At 68.8% G+C, this 17,676-nt stretch carries 14 protein-coding genes; 8 read left to right on the top strand and 6 right to left on the bottom strand.

The annotated features are described in order from the left end of the window. Positions 1-213: 213 nt before the first annotated feature. Both cas6 and VZQ01_RS20825 read left to right on the top strand, forming a co-directional pair. The gene (cas6, locus tag VZQ01_RS20820) at positions 214-846 is read left to right on the top strand and encodes a type I-MYXAN CRISPR-associated protein Cas6/Cmx6 (RefSeq protein WP_141330485.1); all 633 of its coding nucleotides are present in this window, start codon (positions 214-216) and stop codon (positions 844-846) included. A gap of 39 nt (positions 847-885) precedes the next feature. Next, positions 886-1,320 (top strand): hypothetical protein, encoded by a 435-nt coding sequence (locus tag VZQ01_RS20825; protein WP_426748781.1) that lies wholly within the window; start codon positions 886-888, stop codon positions 1,318-1,320. Positions 1,321-1,347: 27 nt separating this feature from the next. On the opposite strand, the gene VZQ01_RS20830 is transcribed toward VZQ01_RS20825, so the two are convergent. Continuing rightward, positions 1,348-2,193 (bottom strand): RpnC/YadD family protein, encoded by an 846-nt coding sequence (locus tag VZQ01_RS20830; RefSeq protein WP_141330481.1) that lies wholly within the window; start codon positions 2,191-2,193, stop codon positions 1,348-1,350. A 382-nt stretch (positions 2,194-2,575) separates the two neighbouring features. Between VZQ01_RS20830 and VZQ01_RS20835 the strand changes: the two genes are divergently transcribed. Genes VZQ01_RS20835 through cmr6 form a run of 6 tightly spaced genes read left to right on the top strand, consistent with a single transcriptional unit; the run spans position 2,576 to position 9,384 of the window. Beyond that, complete coding sequence (locus VZQ01_RS20835) at positions 2,576-3,874, top strand: RAMP superfamily CRISPR-associated protein (protein ID WP_426748782.1); 1,299 nt, start codon at positions 2,576-2,578, stop codon at positions 3,872-3,874. A 4-nt stretch (positions 3,875-3,878) separates the two neighbouring features. Then, positions 3,879-5,759 (top strand): type III-B CRISPR-associated protein Cas10/Cmr2, encoded by a 1,881-nt coding sequence (gene cas10 / locus VZQ01_RS20840; RefSeq protein ID WP_426748783.1) that lies wholly within the window; start codon positions 3,879-3,881, stop codon positions 5,757-5,759. Then, on the top strand, positions 5,756-6,997 hold the full coding sequence (locus VZQ01_RS20845) for a type III-B CRISPR module-associated Cmr3 family protein (protein ID WP_426748784.1): 1,242 nt from the start codon (positions 5,756-5,758) through the stop codon (positions 6,995-6,997). The genes cas10 and VZQ01_RS20845 overlap by 4 nt, the downstream gene beginning before the upstream one ends. Positions 6,998-6,999: 2 nt before the next feature. After that, on the top strand, positions 7,000-7,929 hold the full coding sequence (cmr4, locus tag VZQ01_RS20850) for a type III-B CRISPR module RAMP protein Cmr4 (RefSeq protein ID WP_426748785.1): 930 nt from the start codon (positions 7,000-7,002) through the stop codon (positions 7,927-7,929). Then, positions 7,926-8,324 carry a type III-B CRISPR module-associated protein Cmr5 gene (locus tag VZQ01_RS20855; protein ID WP_426748786.1) on the top strand — a complete coding sequence of 133 codons (399 nt, stop codon included), beginning with the start codon at positions 7,926-7,928 and terminating at the stop codon, positions 8,322-8,324. Before cmr4 ends, VZQ01_RS20855 begins: the two co-directional genes overlap by 4 nt. Further along, positions 8,317-9,384 (top strand): type III-B CRISPR module RAMP protein Cmr6, encoded by a 1,068-nt coding sequence (gene cmr6 / locus VZQ01_RS20860; protein WP_426748787.1) that lies wholly within the window; start codon positions 8,317-8,319, stop codon positions 9,382-9,384. Before VZQ01_RS20855 ends, cmr6 begins: the two co-directional genes overlap by 8 nt. A 1,653-nt stretch (positions 9,385-11,037) precedes the next feature. Here cmr6 and VZQ01_RS20865 read toward each other — a convergent pair. The 5 genes from VZQ01_RS20865 to VZQ01_RS20885 form a co-directional block, all read right to left on the bottom strand. Beyond that, complete coding sequence (locus VZQ01_RS20865) at positions 11,038-11,232, bottom strand: hypothetical protein (protein ID WP_426748788.1); 195 nt, start codon at positions 11,230-11,232, stop codon at positions 11,038-11,040. Between the two features lie 7 nt (positions 11,233-11,239). Beyond that, positions 11,240-11,470, bottom strand: a complete 231-nt coding sequence (locus VZQ01_RS20870; RefSeq protein WP_426748789.1) for a hypothetical protein — start codon at positions 11,468-11,470, stop codon at positions 11,240-11,242. Positions 11,471-11,693: 223 nt separating this feature from the next. Next, a complete protein-coding gene (locus VZQ01_RS20875) occupies positions 11,694-11,960 on the bottom strand; it encodes a hypothetical protein (protein ID WP_426748790.1) in 267 nt (88 codons plus the stop codon). A gap of 1,098 nt (positions 11,961-13,058) precedes the next feature. Continuing rightward, positions 13,059-14,540 (bottom strand): HNH endonuclease, encoded by a 1,482-nt coding sequence (locus VZQ01_RS20880; RefSeq protein ID WP_426748791.1) that lies wholly within the window; start codon positions 14,538-14,540, stop codon positions 13,059-13,061. 352 nt (positions 14,541-14,892) lie between these two features. Then, positions 14,893-16,338 (bottom strand): hypothetical protein, encoded by a 1,446-nt coding sequence (locus tag VZQ01_RS20885; RefSeq protein ID WP_426748792.1) that lies wholly within the window; start codon positions 16,336-16,338, stop codon positions 14,893-14,895. Positions 16,339-17,676 lie beyond the last annotated feature (1,338 nt).

Raw genomic sequence — 17,676 nt, forward strand, 5'->3', positions numbered from 1 at the left:
GTTGGCGTCTTCCTGGGTGGAGCTGCGTGATGACCCCTGCTTTCCGAGCATCGGACGTGCCTGGGCTGCCTTTCGAGAGGTATGGCCCGTGGCGTCGCGCCGGCGTTCCATGCGTGGGCGGGTGCCATCACCTGAGTACCCCTTCGTCCAGGGTGTCGGACGAGGACTTCCCCGCAGGCCGGTCCCGCCGTGGCGGGGCCATCGAGGATGAACATGTCAGTGATTGACCTCGTCTACCCCGCGCGAGGCGGTGGGGTTCCGTTGGACCATGGGTATGCGTTGTTCTCGGCGCTGTCCCACCGGCTGCCGGGGCTGCACGAGCGCAAGGACGTCGGCATCTTCAACCTGCGGGGGACGCGGGCGAGCGGGAAGAGCCTGCTGGTGGGGCATGGGACGCTGCGGGTGCGGTGCCCGACGGAGGCGTTGCCGGTGTGGATGCCCTTGGGCGGCTCGGCGATTGAAGTGGGCGGGGGCGAGGTGACGCTGGGGGCACCCCGGGTATTTCCGCTGGAGGCGCCGGTGTCCCTGTCCTCGCGGCTGGTGACGTTCAAGAACGCGGTGGATGACGCGAGCTTCCGGAGCGCGGTGCAGCGGACCCTGACGACGCTGGAGTGCGAGGCCACCGTGCACGTGGGGCGGCGGCGCGTGGTGCGCATCGCGGGGAAGAAGGTGATTGGGTACGGGCTGACGCTGAGCAACCTGTCCGCGTGCGCTTCAGTGACCTTGCAGGAGCAGGGGATGGGCGGACGGCGGCACATGGGGTGCGGGCTGTTCCTGCCCACGCGCCTGCGTGTCGGCGTGGGGAGCTGGCAGCGCGGCCCGAGGGAGCTGGCGAGCCCGGCGTAGGCGACGGCAGACTGGCCCTGCGCTGAAAGGAGTGGGTCGGTGAAGAAGGGCTATCGGTTGGATGCTGTCGCTCGCGGATTCGCGGAAGTCTTCTTGCAAGCCCCATCCTCGAACCGACGTGCGGCCTTGGTGGCGGCTTGTGAGATGGGGTTGAGTCACTCCAGGGTGATGGACCCTCTCGCCAGCCGTGCGCTGGGGACCATCCGGAGTGGTGGTTCAGCGACGCCCGCCCTGCGACGGGAGCTGGCTGAACGTGCCGCGCGGCTTGATGAGGCGTATCTCTCCCGGTGCGACGAGGACGGGAGAGCGGAGGCCGAGGCCCTGGAGCTGTTCTCGAAGGCCCGTGCCTTTGCCTCCCTGGCCTATGCGCTGGGCGAGGGAGAAGACTGGCTCGAGGCACTGTATGAGGCGGTTTCGACCGTGGACGAGCAGGGGCAATTGGTCGAGCGACTCAGCGCGCTGTTGAAGGCTTGATGTCCTCGCCACGGCTGCGCTCGGAAGTCATAGGGGCCGGGTCGCGTCGCGCAGGGTGCGCAGCGCCGCGTCCGGGTGGGAGAAGGCGAGGATGATGAGCTGGTCCAGCGCGGCTTCGCCCAGTGCCGCCAGTCGCTCCTGTGAATCCGGGGGCAACGTCAGCTCCCGGACGCGCGCGAAGTTGATGAGCGTCCGAGCTCGGTCCCGGGCGCGCTCCAGCGCGCGCTGTTCATCCCAGAAAGGCGAGTCCATCATGATGTTCCTCAACGATGAAGTGAGCTGCTCACTTCCGAAGCGGCGTGACGTCAGGGTACCCAGGACGACGAGCAAGTCCATCTGCTCCCGTGGAGAAAGGTCGGTGGCCTGTCGGATGCGTGTCTCCGCCCAGGTCGCTCGCTCGGGCCCTGCTCGGGCATCGAGGACGGAGAGTGGCAACAGCGGCGTGGCGGCTTGGAGGGCCGGCTGCGAGAAGTCCACCTCCCACAACCGGACCACCAGGAAATCCAAGGTGAGTCGCGGCTGTCCTTGGCAGCGGATGACGTAGGGTGGGCGGATACCTTCGGCCTCGGGGACCACGAGGATGACCACGGGCAACACCGGGAGGTTCTCGCGCAGGTGCACGCGCACGGTGTAGTCCAGGAGCCGCCGTGCGAAGTCCGGGTCTGCTTGTGCCTGGAGCTCGAGCTCCACCGCGAAGCGCTCCGAGTCCGACTCCACGACGAGCACCGCGTCCGCGCGTCGCTCGGATTGGGGGAGGCTGCTGTCCGCGGCGCGGACGAAGCGTGGTGCCTCATCGCCGAAGAGCAGGAACAGCAACTGCGCTGGATGGCGCTGGACGAGCCCCCGGAGCACCAGGTCGAAGATGGGTTTCATGTTGAACCTGAGAGGTAACATCCAGGTCTGACATCTTTCAGGTAGGGTTGGACGCACAGGAGAAAAGCGCACGAGGCCGCGAGGGGGGCGCGCGGCGTTGGCGTCTTCCTCGGTGGACATGTGCACCGACGCTCCAGCCCACGCTTCATCCACCACCTCCGGGAGCGCTCAGCCGTCCGCGGCCGCCCGAAGCCCCTCTGCGAGTCGTGAGCCCTTTCCCGTGGGCGAGGTCGCCCCATGTCTTCACCCCCATCACCGTCCTGCCCTGGCGGGTCGAGGAGGAGCCGAGGTGTGCCCTGATTCTTTGAACCTGCCCGAGCCATCCAAGGACCCGCGCCCCAGGCGCGGACTGCCCACGGGCCCTCGGCGAGAGACCTTCACCGTGGACCTGAAGACTGTCACGCCCATCCTCGGGGGCGCGCCTGTCCCGCGTCAGCTCTCCGAGGTGGACCCCATCCGAGTGCCCACGCTGCGCGGACACCTGCGCTTCTGGTGGCGCGCGCTGTATGGCCATGCCTACGGCGAGCATCAGCGGCTCGAGCTGGCCCGGCGTGAGCGCGAGCTGTGGGGCGGGATGACGCTGGGCGAAGAGAAGCCCTGTCGCTCCCAGGTGGACCTGTGCGTGCGCGCCGTCACCGTCTCCGCGCAGGACCCGGATGACGTCTCGTTGGGCGAGGAGCAGTCCTATGCGCTCTGGCCCGCTCGTGCTCCGAAGAATGGTGAGGCCGCGCCTCGGTGGAAGCCGGGGCTGCGCTTCACGCTGGAGGTCAGCGCTCCGGAGGGCGAGCTGTCTGACGAGGTCCGTCACGCCTTGCGCGCGTGGGTGCTCTTCGGTGGGTATGGCTCACGGCCCCGTCGTGGCTGCGGCACGGTGACGTTCGCCACGGAGGAGCAGTGTCGGCAATGGCTGCCGAAGAACGCCACCCGTGCCGAGCTGCGCCGGCTCTTCGGCGATGTGCCCCTCTTCCAGCCCGAGCTCGCGGGGGCTCCGCGCGACCTGCCCCTGCTGCGCGGCGCGTGGCTCCTTCGGGGGCCTCGGGACGAGTCCACGGTCGATGGCAGCAAGGCCTGGCTGGAGGCGCTGGGCTGGCTGCGCGCGTTCCGCCAGGGCACTGCGGGTATCCAGGGCGCGCGTGCCCGTAACCCGAGCCCCACGGGGGACAACCGCGCGAGCCGCTCCAACTGGCCGGAGGCGGACAAGATTCGTCACCACGCGCGCACCTATCCCGAGGAGCACGCGCCGCGCCCGGCGTACTCGAGGACTCCGGCGTGGCCACGCGCGGGCTTCGGGCTGCCCATCGTCGTCCACTTCCAGCAGGGGAAGCGGGACTCCAAAGACAACCACGTTCCCCCCGAGCCCAAGCACATGCAGCTCCAGTGGGTTCGAGACCGGGAGCGCGAGCCGAAGGACCGCCTGGCCTCGCCGCTTATCGTCAAGGCGATGCCGCTGGCCAACGGCCGCTTCGAGCCCATCGCGCTGTGGCTCGAGCGCGGCTACCCCGAGGGCGGCAAGGTCCTCCTGGTGCAGTCCAACCGTCCCCTCGACGCGACACGCGCGGGCTTCGACGTGCTGCGCGCGAAGGACGACCAACCGCTCTTCACGCCCCTGCGCGAGGCGACGTCGCTGCGCGAGGCGTTCTTCAACTGGCTGCGTGACACGAAGAAGGCTCGGGAGGCGTAAGCCGATGACGACTCAGTCCTATGTGCTCGTGCTCAAGGTCGGCCCGGTGCAGGGCTTCATCGCCCAGGCCCGACGCACGCGCGACCTGTGGTTCGGCAGCTATCTGCTCTCCTCCTTGAGCCGCGCCATGGCGTGCGCGCTCCGGGACGCGGGCGCCGAGCTCATCTTCCCGCATCCGGAGCAGCTCGACGCGGCGGCGCCGAAGCCCTCGGGGCGTGTCACCAGGACCGACCAGGCCCTGGCCGACGCCGAGGCCGTGAAGGGCTTCCCCAACAAGGTCCTCGCGGTGGTGAAGGGTGATGCGGCCGAGGTGGCCCGCGCGGCGCGCAAGGCGGCTCGGGCCACGCTGCGCGAACAGTGGGTGCGCGTGCGAGAGCGCGGCGGGCCGCTGCTCGCGGAGGGCGCGGACGCGTGGGCGGACGAGCAGCTCGACACCTTCCTGGAGTTCCACGCGGCCTGGGCGCCGATGGAGGACGGTGATTACCTGGCGGCCCTCGAGGAGGCCGAGGCCGCGCTGGAGGCTCGCCGGGGGCTGCGCGAGTTCAGGGCTTGGACCCAGGCGCCTCCGGCGGGCACGCACAAGTCGAGCCTCGACGGTGGACGCGCGTCGGTGCTGAAGCGCGAGCGTCCGCGGAGTGGCGAGTGGAAGCGGCTGCGCATCGGTGAGCGCGAGGAGTTGGACGCGCTGGGGCTGCTCAAGCGCGCGGGTGGCGAGCCGGACCAGTTCGTGCCGGTGCCGAGCATCGGGCTGGCGGCGTGGCTGGAGACGGCGAGCAAGAAGCACGGCCCGAAGCTCTCCGCGCTGCGAGGCGCGTGCGCGGACCATCGCGGGTTCACGTCGGTGTACCGGACGGACCTGGCGTGGGTGAACGCTTTCCCGTTCGATGGCCAGCTCCTGCTTCCCGACCGCTGGCGTCCGTACTTCACGGAGTGGAGTGAGGACCCCAAGGCGGCGAAGCAGGAGGCCGAGCGGTTCGCGGATGAGCACATCCGCCCGCTGCTCGCGGCGATGTCCGTGGCGCCGTACCCCTACGTGGCCTGCCTCGTCGCCGACGGGGACCGGATGGGGGAGCTGCTCCGACGGCTGGCGGAGCACGGGGGCATCGAGGCGCACCGCCGTGTCTCCCACGCGCTCGCGAGCTTCACGGCGGATGCGCGAGACATCGTCCAGTCGCGCTACCGCGGGATGCTCGTCTACGCGGGGGGCGATGACGTCCTGGCCTTCGTGTGTCCGGCGGACGCGCTCCAGTGTGCCCGGGCGCTGGCGGCCGCCTTCTCGAAGCACCTGGCCCCTGTCAGCGGAGCGTCCGTGCCCACGCTGTCGGTGGGGTTGGGCATCGGCCACGTGATGGAGAGCCTGGGGCAGCTGTTGGCTCTGGGGCGCCGAGCGGAGAAGGCCGCGAAGGACGCGGGGCGCGACGCGCTCGCGGTCCTCGTGGCGAAGCATGCGGGGCGCGAGCGGCTGTGGACCGCGAGCTGGACACCGAAGGGCGCCGCCGTGGAGCCGCTGACCCGGCTGTCCCAGGACATGGCGCTGCTGGGGGGAGACCGGCTGCCCCTGGGCAAGGTGCACGAGGTGGAGACGATGGTTCGCCGCTTCCCCGCGGAGACGTCGTCGGAGGAACAGGCGGCAGTGCTGGTGGCCGAGGTGTCGCGAATCCTGGCGCGCGCCGAGGGGCGGGCTCGCGACTCCGAGGACCGTGAGCGGGAGGACAAGGCCCTGTCCCTGACGGACGTGGGGCTGGCTGCGCTCGCGGAGGAGCCGCCGGAGTGTGTCGAGACGGTCCACGCGGAGCTGCTCGCGTGGGTGGACCGGATGTTGGTGGCGGGGACGCTCGAGCGTTCGCGTCGCGGACTGGAGCTCAGAGAGGGAGGTGGCGCATGAGTGAGGAGTGCTTCGCGTTGCTGCCGCGCGACGGGCTGTCCGTGAAGGATGGCCGCGGCTGGTACACGAGTGAAGTGGGGCGCGGGTACTCGCATCCGTGGCCGCTGCCGACGACGGTGCGAGGCGCGCTGCGCGCCGCGTGGGGACAGGACCTCATGTCGAATCAGCCAGGTGTCCGGCTGACGCCCGAGGCGTGGGAGCGGCGCTCCGCGAGCCTCGCGCTGACGGGGTTCGTCGCCTTGCGGCGCGACCTGGGGGAGACGTCCTTCACCCCGCGCCACCGGATGTGGCCCGCGCCCGCGGACGCGGTGGTGGTGGCGGGCAAGGACGGCGAGCCCGCGTGGGTCGAGCGACTGCGTCCATGGTGGCCCGACTCGGAGGGCGTCATCACCTCGCTCGGTCCAGATGAGGACCGGGCGCGCGAGGCGCTGTGGCACCCCCGGCCGGACCACGAGGGGCGGATGGGCAAGCCCTCGGGCGATGCGCCGGCGTTCTGGTCCGAGGCGGACATGGTCGCGTGGCTGATGAGCAAGGACATCGCGGCGCCGGCGACTCCGGGGCCCGGCCATCGCACCGACGTGCACGTGGCCATCGCGCCCGACAAGCAGACCGCGGAGGACACGATGCTGCACTCGCGCCAGGTCGTGGAGCTGCTGCGCCTGGAGAGGCGCGAGGGCGCGGCGCCGGTCGCGGTGGAGTGGGGGCTGGGCGTGCGCTGCAGGCAGCCCGAGGGCGAGGCGGTGACGGGTTCCCCGTCGGGCGTGCTGGGGCTGGGAGGCCGCAGGCGGTTGACGGAGGTGGAGCGCTCGACGGTGGACCTGTTCGCCTGCCCCGAGGACTTCCAGCCCGAGCCCTCGATGGGCTTGAAGCTGGTGCTGGCGACGCCCGCGAGCTTCGAGCGCGGGTGGCTGCCGGATGGCTTCGCGTGCGCGGAAGGTGGCGAGCCCGAGTACGTGGGCGCGTTGCCTGGCGTGGAGGGGCGGGTGGTGTTGCGCGCGGCGCTGGTGCCTCGAGCGCAGGACGTGTCCGCGTGGGACATGGTGAAGCGCCAGCCCCGGGCGACGCGGCGGTGGGTGCCGGCGGGGTCTGTCTATTTCTTCGAGAAGGTCGGTGGTGGCCAGTTCACCACCGAGGAGCTGCGCGCGTTGTGGCTGGCCTCGTGGGGCGGCGGCCGCGACGAGGCGCTCGGGCAGGTGTTGCCCGGCGTCTGGGAACTGCCCCCGGAGTGTGGAGCGTGAGCATGGAAAGCCGAGCCTATCTGCTGCAAGCCCTGTCCCCCCTGCACGTCGGCACGGGGCAGAGCGTGGGAGTCATCGACCTGCCGCTGATGCGGATGCGCTCCACGGGCATCCCCATCATCCCCGGCTCGTCGCTCAAGGGCGTACTGCGTGACGCGAGCGCGAGCGACACCGTCCGGACCGACGCGGTCTTCGGCCCCCGGCGCGCGAAGAACGGGCCCGAGGGGGACGAGCCCAGCGAGTACGCGGGGGCGCTGGTGGTGGGCGACGCGCGGCTGCTCGCGCTGCCGGTGCGCAGCTTCGTGGGGACGTTCGCGCTGGTGACGTCGCCGTTGCTGCTGACACTGGCGCGTCGGGACTGGGGTGGACGGAAGGGAGGCGGTGAGGCGCCTCCGCCGGTCCCCGCGCTGAAGAAGCACCGCGCGCGGGTGGCTTCGTTGAAGTCCTGTGTCTGTCTTCACGAGCAGGCGGGCGGGGCGCGTGTCTACCTCGAGGACCTGGACCTGGAGGTGGACGCCGAGGACGACGCGGTGCTCGGGGCCTGGGCGGAGGCGCTCCAGCGCGCGCTGCCCGGTGATGAGCGGGAGCTGCTCGCGCGGCGCCTGGTGCTCGTGGATGACGAGACCATGAGCTTCCTGTGGGAGACGGCGATGCAGGTGGACACCCGCGTGAGCATCGACCCGGACACGGGCACGGCCGCGAAGGGGCAGCTCTGGACGGAGGAGAGCCTGCCGGCGGAGACGCTGCTGATGGGGGTGATGGCGGCGTCCCCGTCCTGGAGTCCGAAGCAGGCGATGGCGGCGAGCGCGGTGCTGGACGCGGCGCTCGGCGGGCAGGGGACGATGCTCCAGTTGGGCGGCAAGGCGACGGTGGGGCGTGGGTGGTGCCGGCTGTTGTCGTGGACGGCGGGTGGCGCGGAGGCCCGGCGATGAGCGGCGTGACGCGAGAGCAGCAGCGGGCGACGGATGCGTATGCCCGGGTGACGGCGGTCCCCTCGGACCTCCGGCCTGACTACAAGCCACGCGTGCATGGCCTGGGGGCGTCGGTGCTGCGGGATGGGCTGGCCGCGGCGCTCACGTTCCTGGAGCGGGAGCGGGACCCGAAGGAGACGAACGCCGCGATGTTGCTGCTCGAGGACCTGGCGAAGGTGCTCGGCAAGGCGCGGCTGCCGGGACTGTCCTCGACGCTGACGGGGGAGACGCTGCCCGGCGCCGTGCGGAAGCTGGGGCTGGAGGAGTACATGCTGGCCACGCGCGAGACGCTGCGGCTGGTGGTGTGGTTCCGTCGCGCGGTCCAGGCCACGTTCAAGGAGGCTCCTCGTGCGTGAGGTCCTGGCCACACTCCCCCGTTTCGAGGCGACGGGCCCGAGTCACGCGGGGCTGGCCCACGAGCGCTACGCGCCCCAGAAGGACGACGAGAAGGAAGAGAGCGGCTCGCCATGGCGGAGGTGGTTGGGCTGGATGGACGGGGCGCGGGAGCCGGAACACTACGGGGTGGCGTACCGCCGGTGGCGCGGCTCGCTGACGCAGTGGCACACGGCCTCGGTGGAGATGCGGGCGACGGGGCGGCTCCTGGCGGGGCACGGGAATGCCTCGCCGACGGGGGTGGGGCTGACGCTGCATCACACCTGGGGCGTGCCGGTGATTCCGGGCTCCTCGCTCAAGGGCGTGCTCGCGGCCTATCTGCGCGCGAGCTTCGAGCCCGCCGAGGTGGCGGAGGCGAGTCGTCGGCTGTTCGGTGTGCCTGGGGATGAACGGCTCGGCCAGAAGGCGAGCGTGGGGCAGGTCCTCTTCCACGACGCGCCGTGGGTGTCGGCTTGGGACAAGGAGAAGAAGCAAGGGCCGCGGATGCTGGCGCGCGATGTGCTCACGGTGCACCAGCGGGGCTGGTACGGAAATGCGGAGTCGTGGCCCAACGACTACGAGTCGCCGAACCCGGTGGCGTTCCTGTCGGTGCGTCCTGGGGGACGTTTCCTCGTGGCGCTGAGCGTGGCCCCGGGGGCGGATGTGGAGACGCTCCGCTTGTTGCGCTGGGCCGCGGACCGGTTGTGCGAGGCGCTGCGTGACTTTGGCGTGGGGGGCAAGACGGCCTCGGGATACGGGCGGCTGGTGCCCGAGGGGAGCGTGGTGGTCAATCCACCGCGCGCGGTGTCTCGGCCGTCACCGGAGCGGGATGCGTTCAATGCGTGGGCTGTGGCGCAGCGGGTGGCGAAGACGGAGCAGCGCAAGGTGCTCGAGGACTTCGACGCTCAGTGGCGACCGAGGTTGCTTCCCCTGTCACATGAGGTGCGGATGGAGTGCGCCCAGACGCTTCGAGGGGTGGTGAAGAGCCCCAAGCTCCAGGATCGTCTTGAGGAACTGCTCCGACGCCTGGTGGATGGCTTCTGAGGGAGGACTTCGGGGGGCGAATGCGGCGTGACGCTCCTTGATGGACTCGATGCTGCGGACGCTCGTGATGGAAGAACAGCGTCTCTCGTGTTGTTATGGGTTCCTCTTTGTCAAATGAATAGATGTTTGAGTCTCAGAGTGATTTCGCCGCTCGCTGTGATGCCGAAGGCGTTGAGCACTCGACCTTCTGCGCGAAGACCTCGGTCATCACGTCGACCGCTGCTCGCGGTGATGCTGGAAGGCGTTGAGCACTTGGGGCAGAACTCCGGGGTGAAGTACGGCACGCTCCGTTGCTCGCCGTGATACCGGAAGGCGTTGAGCACCCTCTAGTCGGCACACGACATGATGACGAGGGTACCCGTTGCTCGCCGTGATGCCGCAAGGCGTTGAGTACTCCTTGCCGAAGTGCTTGGGCATCCCCTCCACCGGGACCACCGTCGATTGCCGTGATGCCGGAAGGCGTTGAGCACTTTGGGGGTTTCCGGTGGTCGGGTTCAGGCTTCAGGGACCGCCGCTCGCCGTGGTGCCGGAATGCGTTGAGCACCCGGTGATGCTCTCGATGTCCTCGCGAGCGTTGGTCCGCCGCTCGCCGAGATGCCGGAAGGCGTTGAGCACTATAACTCTGAGGCTGTGAGTCCCACCCTCCCCGCCGTTGCTCGCCGAGATGCCGGAAGGCGTTGAGCACTGAAAGAGGAACTCGCGGCGCCTGTCCTCGCGCAGCGCCGTTGATCGCCGTGATGACGGAAGGCGTTGAGCACTTCCAAGATGCGCCGAAAACCTCACCATCTGCTACACCCGTTGCTCGCCGTGATGACGGAAGGCGTTGAGCACAGGTAGGCGTTGATGAAGTCGACTCGCGCCTAGTCGTTGCTCGCCGTGATGCCGGAAGGCGTTGAGCACATTAGATGCGGATCGTTCTCATCCATGGAATGGAACCCGTTGCTCGCCGTGATGCCGGAAGGCATTGAGCACTTGTGGAAATTCCTTGACTGTTACGCACTCGCTCGGGGTGCCGTTGCTCGCCGTGATGCCGGAAGGCGTTGAGCACGGGCCCTTCAGCAACTTCCAACACTCGTCGTACAGCCGTTGCTCGCCGAGATGCCGGAAGGCGCTGAGCACTTGGCCAGGGCGTCGCCCATGAAAGTAACAATGCGTGCCGCCGCTCGCCGTGATGCCGGAAGGCGTTGAGCACAGGAATGGCTTGTGCCCCCTCCTGCACAGGCAGTCGACCGCCGCTCGCCGTGATGCCGGAAGGCGTTGAGCACGCGATGTAATCAATCGCCTGTTCGACGGGGGTGTCCAGCCGCCGCTCGCCGTGATGCCGGAAGGCGTTGAGCACTCGTAGATGCGGAACTGGACGACCTCGTGACCATCCTTGGCCGCCGCTCGCCGTGATGCCGGGAGGCGTTGAGCACATTTGTGTGGGCCAGTAAGCAGGGAAGTCGTTCTGGCCCCGCCGCTCGCCGTGATGCCGGAACGCGTTGAGCACAGCCGGATGAACCGGATCCGCATATAACCCTGTCAACCCGCTGCTCGCCGTGATGCCGGAAGGCGTTGAGCATGCGGGGGGAGGTGACGACACGCCGGGACTGAGCCGCACCTCCGCCGCTCGCCGTGATGCCGGAAGGCGTTGAGCACCTGCATATTCGATTTTCAAAGAGCTGGGGTGAACCGCCGCTCGCCGTGATGCCGGAAGGCGTTGAGCACAAGACCACGTCCTTCTCCTCGTCGATTTCGTACGTCGTTGCTCGCCGTGATGCCGGAAGGCGTTGAGCACTTGTGCTCGGCGATGGTCTGCTCGGCCTTGGCGAGCCGCCGCTCGCCGTGATGCCGGAAGGCGTTGAGCACACCTCGATCATGAGCAGACGCCCCGACGGTGCGATGACCGCCGCTCGCCGTGATGCCGGAAGGCGTTGAGCACCTCCTCGTTGTAGTTCCACACCTTCGGCCGGAACCGCTGCTCGCCGTGATGCCGGAAGGTGTTGAGCACTTTCTCTTCTGTTCTCTTGTGAGAGAGGCATTCCTCGGCCGCCGCTCGCCGTGATGCCGGAAGGCGTTGAGCACAGTCAAGTGTCTTGAATGACATTCGTCAGCTCTCCTCACCGCCGCTCGCCGTGATGCCGGAAGGCGTTGAGCACCTGGGCATATGGTGGACTCGGATTGCCGCGCGAGGGGCAACCGCCGCTCGCCGTGATGCCGGAAGGCGTTGAGCACCGGTGACGGGGCAAAGCATGCGGCCGGAACGTCTTCTTCCGCCGCTCGCCGTGATGCCGGAAGGCGTTGAGCACCGTGCCTTACGATATTTCTTATCATTCCACAGGGATTCCGCCGCTCGCCGTGATGCCGGAAGGCGTTGAGCACCTGCCCTGGTTGGGCACCCCTCGCGGCGGCGCCGTCCTGCCGCCGCTCGCCGTGATGCCGGAAGGCGCTGAGCACTCGTCGAAGCCGAGGAAAGTCAGCCTCTCCGAATGCCGCCGCTCGCCGTGATGCCGGAAGGCGTTGAGCACGTAGATCCCGACGTCCGTCGCGAGGCGGCCGGTCCGTTGCTCGCCGTGATGCCGGAAGGCGTTGAGCACCGGGAGCACTTCTCATAGGGCCATTTGCCCTTCTCCGTTGCTGGCCGTGATGCCGGAAGGCGTTGAGCACTCCAGCATCCGCTGCGCGTCGGTGATGAGGGTCACCTTTGCTCGCCGTGATGCCGGAAGGCGTTGAGCACCCGTCGCCGGAGCCGTCGCCGTCGCCGTCGCCGGAGCCGAACCGCCGCTCGCCGTGATGCCGGAAGGCGTTGAGCACCCATCAAGGAGGAGGGGCTCTCCGCGCCACTCTACCCGCCGCTCGCCGTGATGCCGGAAGGCGTTGAGCGATCCTCCACTCCCTCGTTCGGATTCTTGCCTCGCGGCGCCCTACGACGCCCATCCCGAGCGTTTTCCTCACGGTGTCAGGGACCGGGGTCATGGACCGCGAGGGGGTCGGCCAAACGGACCGCGAGCGATCCGATGGGGAGGTCCATCACACGGCCCTCCGAAACATCAGGCCCTCCCGAACGCCGTATGGATCAACAACCCCGCGCAGCTCCCCAACTCACAGGCGGCTGCGCACTCATCTCTCAGTTTCACTGTCTCATTCACGTTGACAGGTTCCGCAGCCGCATCAAGCCTGCGGGTCGCCGAGAGTGACGAGCAGATTCTCCTGTCCCACCATCCGCACCACCCCTCGTGCCGGCTGTGTTCAACAAGTCCACGACAGGGCTCTCACGCAGTTTGAACCAGACATTACTCAAGCACTTCAAGCCCTTCCCACTCGCCACTGTCATCTGCCTCCCAGCCACGTCGACTCCATTGCCCTTCACGCCATTCCACGGCCAGGCAGCACTTTCCTTCCTCTGCGACGCGTCGCCTGTCAACAAAGAAAAACACAAGAGCCCAGACCGACACATCGCCATCGTTCCGGGTCACCAAGAGCTTCACGACAAGCTCAACCACGACCCCAGAATGTCGTGCCCCAACCACTCCCTCTAGTGTCGCAGAGGCAGTATCAACCCCGATTGTTTCACTCCCCTGAACGGTCTGCAGGTGGCAACCGAGAAATGTCGATAACGACTCGACCCATCTGCCGTGTTCCGACCACAGGTCCACATCCATCATCATTCAACCTCCACTGCAATCAGAAGAACCTCAACGCAACTTCTCATAAGGACCACCACTGGGGAGAGGGTTCGCCGGCTTTCCCGTCCCGCGGCTGATTGGACGGCCTCGACTGTCCTTCGTCGCGAGAGTACCAAACGCAGTGATGACGCGTGTCGGCTCCCCCTGCTCGGTAACAACCGTCGTCCCATCGCGATGATAGTGGTCAACAGGGCGATTATTGGCATTGGTCCCGCGATAAAGCGTCGACTTCGGGTCGTTGATGATGTTCGCCTGATCTTGCCGGCTGACACCATGTGCGTCAGGATGCCCAGGACGACCATCTGGTCCATGCGGTCGGGCGCCCTTGATGTCCTTGGCATCTACCTTACTTCCTACCTCTACTCGGCCCTGCCGGGATGTCGCGGTCTCGCGACCAAACATCTTGTCGGCCGAGGCTCCACCACCTGGAGTATCACGACCCTGCGTGGAAGCAGGCCCAGCTCGGTCGGAGTTGGCGACGGCCAGCATCGCCTGCCGAGCCTTCGGCACGTTGCCCCGCGACTCGTATAGGGCCAGGGCTGCGGCATCCCCCCATTCCGCAGCCAGGAGTGCTGCCTCCCGGCTCTTCTGGAAGTAGCGAGCCAACTCCCCCACGGCGCTCTCTCCTATTCGCGCCTCCAACCGCTCCAGCACCGCCTTCAACGCCTCCATGCGAGGCACCACCGCCTGGAGCCGAGCCCCCTCCCGTCTGGAAAGGCCGCCTTCTCGGAATGCGCGCGCCCCCTTTCCTCCCGCGTACAAGCCCACCATGAGGGCCGCGGGTGCCAACTGCCGCGTGGCCTCCTCGTACTCCCCCTTGGAGAGGGAGGCCCCGCCCTGCGCCGTCCCCGTCGCCAGGTGGTAGAAGCCCAGCGGCACGCCGAAGGTGAGGGAATCAAAGGACGCCAGGGCCACGTTGCCCGGCGCGAAGGCCCCCAGGTACTGCGCCTTCTCCACCTCCTCGTATGCGACCCGGTAGGGCGGTGGAAGTTGCGCGGACAGCGCGGACGCATCCGCGCTCCGGCTTCCTCCGACGAGGGGAATGGAGACCGCGACGTCATCCGCGGCCCGTCCCAGTCCCCGGGCGATGTCGCCCGCGCGGAAGTCCCGCTCCGGGAAGTCGGTGAGGGCCATGCCCCGCTGATTCAGCTCCTCGCGCACCACCTCCATGGCCCCCAGGGCGCGCTTCAGCAACTTGTCCTCGGCCAGCAGGCGCAAGAACTGCCGCACCTCGTCGTCGTGAGAGGTGTGCAAGACGAAGAGGGCGAGGACTTCCGCCTTGGCCAGGCCGTGCTTCTCCACGGCGGTGGAGAGGAAGGCCGCGCGCTTCTTGAGGAGGACGCGGGCAGCCTCGGCCTCCAGGGGGCCCAGGGCGCCCAGCCGGACGGCGTTCCAGTCCGAGAGGGACGCCACCAGCCGGGGCATGTCCGCATGACGCTGCAAGGCCAGGAAGGCCGCTGGCGTGGTGCACCCGAGGAAGGGCGCCAGCACTTCGTCCTCCGAGTCCAGGTGCGGCCAACCCGAGGGGACGTCCCCGCACACACCTGTCAGGGCCCCCACCACTCGCAGGGACGCCGTCTCTCCTCCGCCGGGATTCGGGGAAGACGGCGTGGCCCGGCGGCGGTGCAGAAGCGGTCCGTCCGCGGACTCCGCGTCGAAGTCCTCGCGGGCGGCGTCCTCGGGAAGACTCGCGACGGCACCGCGCCCCAAGGCCACCAGGGGCGTCGCGCCCGAGGCGGCAGCCAGGGTGCCTCCAGGGCCCGCCCGTGAGGGCAGCGAGGCACACCCCGACGTCAGGAGGGCCAGGGCCAGCACCAGGCCCTCCGCGCCGCACCGCAGTCGCTCAGCGCGCATTGTCCACCCCCAGCCCCACCGCCGCGAAGGCTCCCGGCCGCAGCGTCCCTTCCGGCGTGGGAAACAGCAGCGTGCCGCCCTGCCCCAGCGCGTAGAGGTTGCCCCCCAGCAAGCGCCACCGGGCCTCTCCCGAGACGACGTAGCGCGCTCCGGTCTGCCCCATGGCCGTCGCCAGTCCGCCGACGCCCACCGTGAGGTCGCGGTGGAAGAGCTGCGCCTCCACTCGCCCGTCCACGTCCACCCGGCCCCACGAGAAGGCCTCCACGCCCAGGGAGAGGAAGAGGTGTCGCTGGCGCATGCCACTCAGCCGCACCGCGTCCCAACCGAGAATCACCTCCCCATGGGCTGAGGCCCCCTCCCGGAAGGACGCCTCCGCCAGCGGCACGGCGGCCGGCCCCGCTACCTGGAAGCGCGCCAGCTCGTAGTCCGGGCCGAAGGCGCCCTGACGGAAGCCTCCTCGCTGAAGGCGGGCCTCCAGGCGCGCGCGCATGTCCACCGTCGACGTCAGCGCATCCACGCCCACGCCCACCACCGCGCCCCAGGCCCCTCCATCGCCCGGGCGTCCGCCCCACCCGCCCAGCAGGTGCGCCTCCACCCTCTGCCCCTTGCGCCCGCGCCGCAGCACCACGGCGGTGGCGTCCAGGTGCGCCAGCGTCATGGGCCGCGAGGTGCCGCCCACCCGCCCCCAGTCATGCACCGCCGACAGCGCCAGTGTGTACCGCCCCGGGACAGCGGGCCGACCGAAGAGGACGTGCTGCACGTCCAGGGCGACTTCAGCCCCCGCCAGGCGAGCGCTCAGCACGTCCGAGGCGAAGGCCTCCGCGTACACCGGCCCCAGCGTCCCCGTCGCGATGACGCCGGCCGGGTGGTAGTCGGGGTTGCTGCGGTTGCCGTAGCGCCGCACCAGGTGCCCGGACAGCAGGGAGTAGCCCTCCATCATCCCCAGCCACACCGAATCGGGCGTGTCTCCGCCCACCATGAAGAGGCGAACCACCTGCCCCCAGTCGGACAGCGTGTCCCAGTCCTCCTTCCTCACGAGGCCCGCGCCCTCACCTCCGCCCCACAGTCTCAGCCGTACCGGCGCCCCGAGAATGAGACGGAACGACTCCCCTCTCCCCAAGGCCACCATGGGCTCCACCTGCACGAAGCCTTCTTCGGTGCCCGCGCCCCTCCGAGGCAGCAACGTCCACGTCGCCGCGTCCATGCGCAGCAGGTTCGTCATCGGATGTGCCGAGTCGGGCGCCGCGGGCGCAGAAGCCGCCTCCTCGGGCGGAGCCTCTCCCTCTTCCTCCTCGCCGGAGGACTTGTCGGAGATGGCCTCCTCCCGCCTGCGCACGGTGGCGTCGAAGTCCTCTGGGGTGACGGCCTCCTGCGCCCCTCCGGCACCGGGCAACAGCAGCAGCAAGACGACGGCCCAACTCCCATGCATGCCCATGGATGCCTCCGTGGCAGGCCCCAGCAGGGGCGCTCAGCACAGAGGGTCCCTGTTCAGTCTGACAGGCCTGCAAACCGGACAGGGAAGTTGACCACGAGAGTCACAGGCGTCCCGGCCCGTTGGGAGTATGGACAGACGTGCCACGCGCCGTCGGGGCGCTCAATGCCGAGGGCGAGAACTCGCGCGCCGCTTCAGTCAAGGACCGGGGGCATGGGCCCTCGATGCTTCGCGAGATAGGTGTTGCTGAGCAGAGTGGTTGATGGGAATTGCGGTCGCGACGAGCGGGCTGGTTGCCGGGAAGGGATGTTGCAGGCCGCGCGGAGTCCACCAGCGAGCCGGATTCTGGCGCGCCACGCTGCGTGAGGTAGTCCGTAGGGCTCTGAGAGGACGGGGCGCGGCGGTGTTCGCCAGCTCGCGTGAGAGAAAGGTGACCTGGAGCGTGCGCCAACACGCTCACAGGTCGGGTGCCCCGCTCAACATGTGAGAGAGAAGCGAGGCCCCCAAGGGGTCGTACGGACGCGCGTCGGAGTCAAGTCCTGGGCGGCGCGGATGCCGTCGGTGTCGGCGGTATGTCCGGCGAGCTGCGCCGCATGCTGCGCGGCGAGCCGCCCGGTGGGAGGGCCCCTGGGGCTTCATGGGCTCGCCGTGATGCCGGAAGGCGTTGAGCACTGCAGGAGCCCGTGCGCCGTCATGCGCGCCGCGTCGTGCTCCCGCCGCTCGCCGTGATGCCGGAAGGCGTTGAGCGCAATCCATACTGCTTGCTGCCGTACCCGAAGGTCATCGCCGCCGCTTGCCGTGATGACGGAAGGCGTTGAGCACTGTCTGGAGTTTTCCTGCGCGAGTCTCTTTCCCGACTCGCCGTTGCTCGCCGTGATGGTGGAAGGCGTTGAGCACTAGACCTTTTGCATTACTCAGCCGCCACACAGGTTAACCGTTACTCGCCGTGATGCCGGAAGGCGTTGATCACCTTCCGTGGTCGTGAGATTGTGCGTGCCGAATTCCTCCGTTGCTCGCCGTGATGCCGGAAGGCGTTGAGCACCTCCATGGGCCCCGCGCACTTCGGGCACGGCTCGCCGTGATGCCGGAAGGCGTTGAGCACACCGAGTGATTGGTGTAGCCGCCAGAGTTCGTGCCGTTGCTCGCCGTGATGCCGGAAGGCGTTGAGCACGTCAGCGCCGTCTGCTCGGTGTCGATGTGGGAGTAGGGCCGCCGCTCGCCGTGATGCCGGAAGGCGTTGAGCACCCCGAGCGATAGGCGAGGTCCACGTAACCCTTGTAGCCCCGCCGCTCGCCGTGATGCCGGAAGGCGTTGAGCACGCCCGTTCCTCGGGCGTCAGGT

Origin of the sequence: Myxococcus faecalis (assembly GCF_050039385.1) — a bacterium.
Classification (GTDB): domain Bacteria; phylum Myxococcota; class Myxococcia; order Myxococcales; family Myxococcaceae; genus Myxococcus; species Myxococcus fulvus.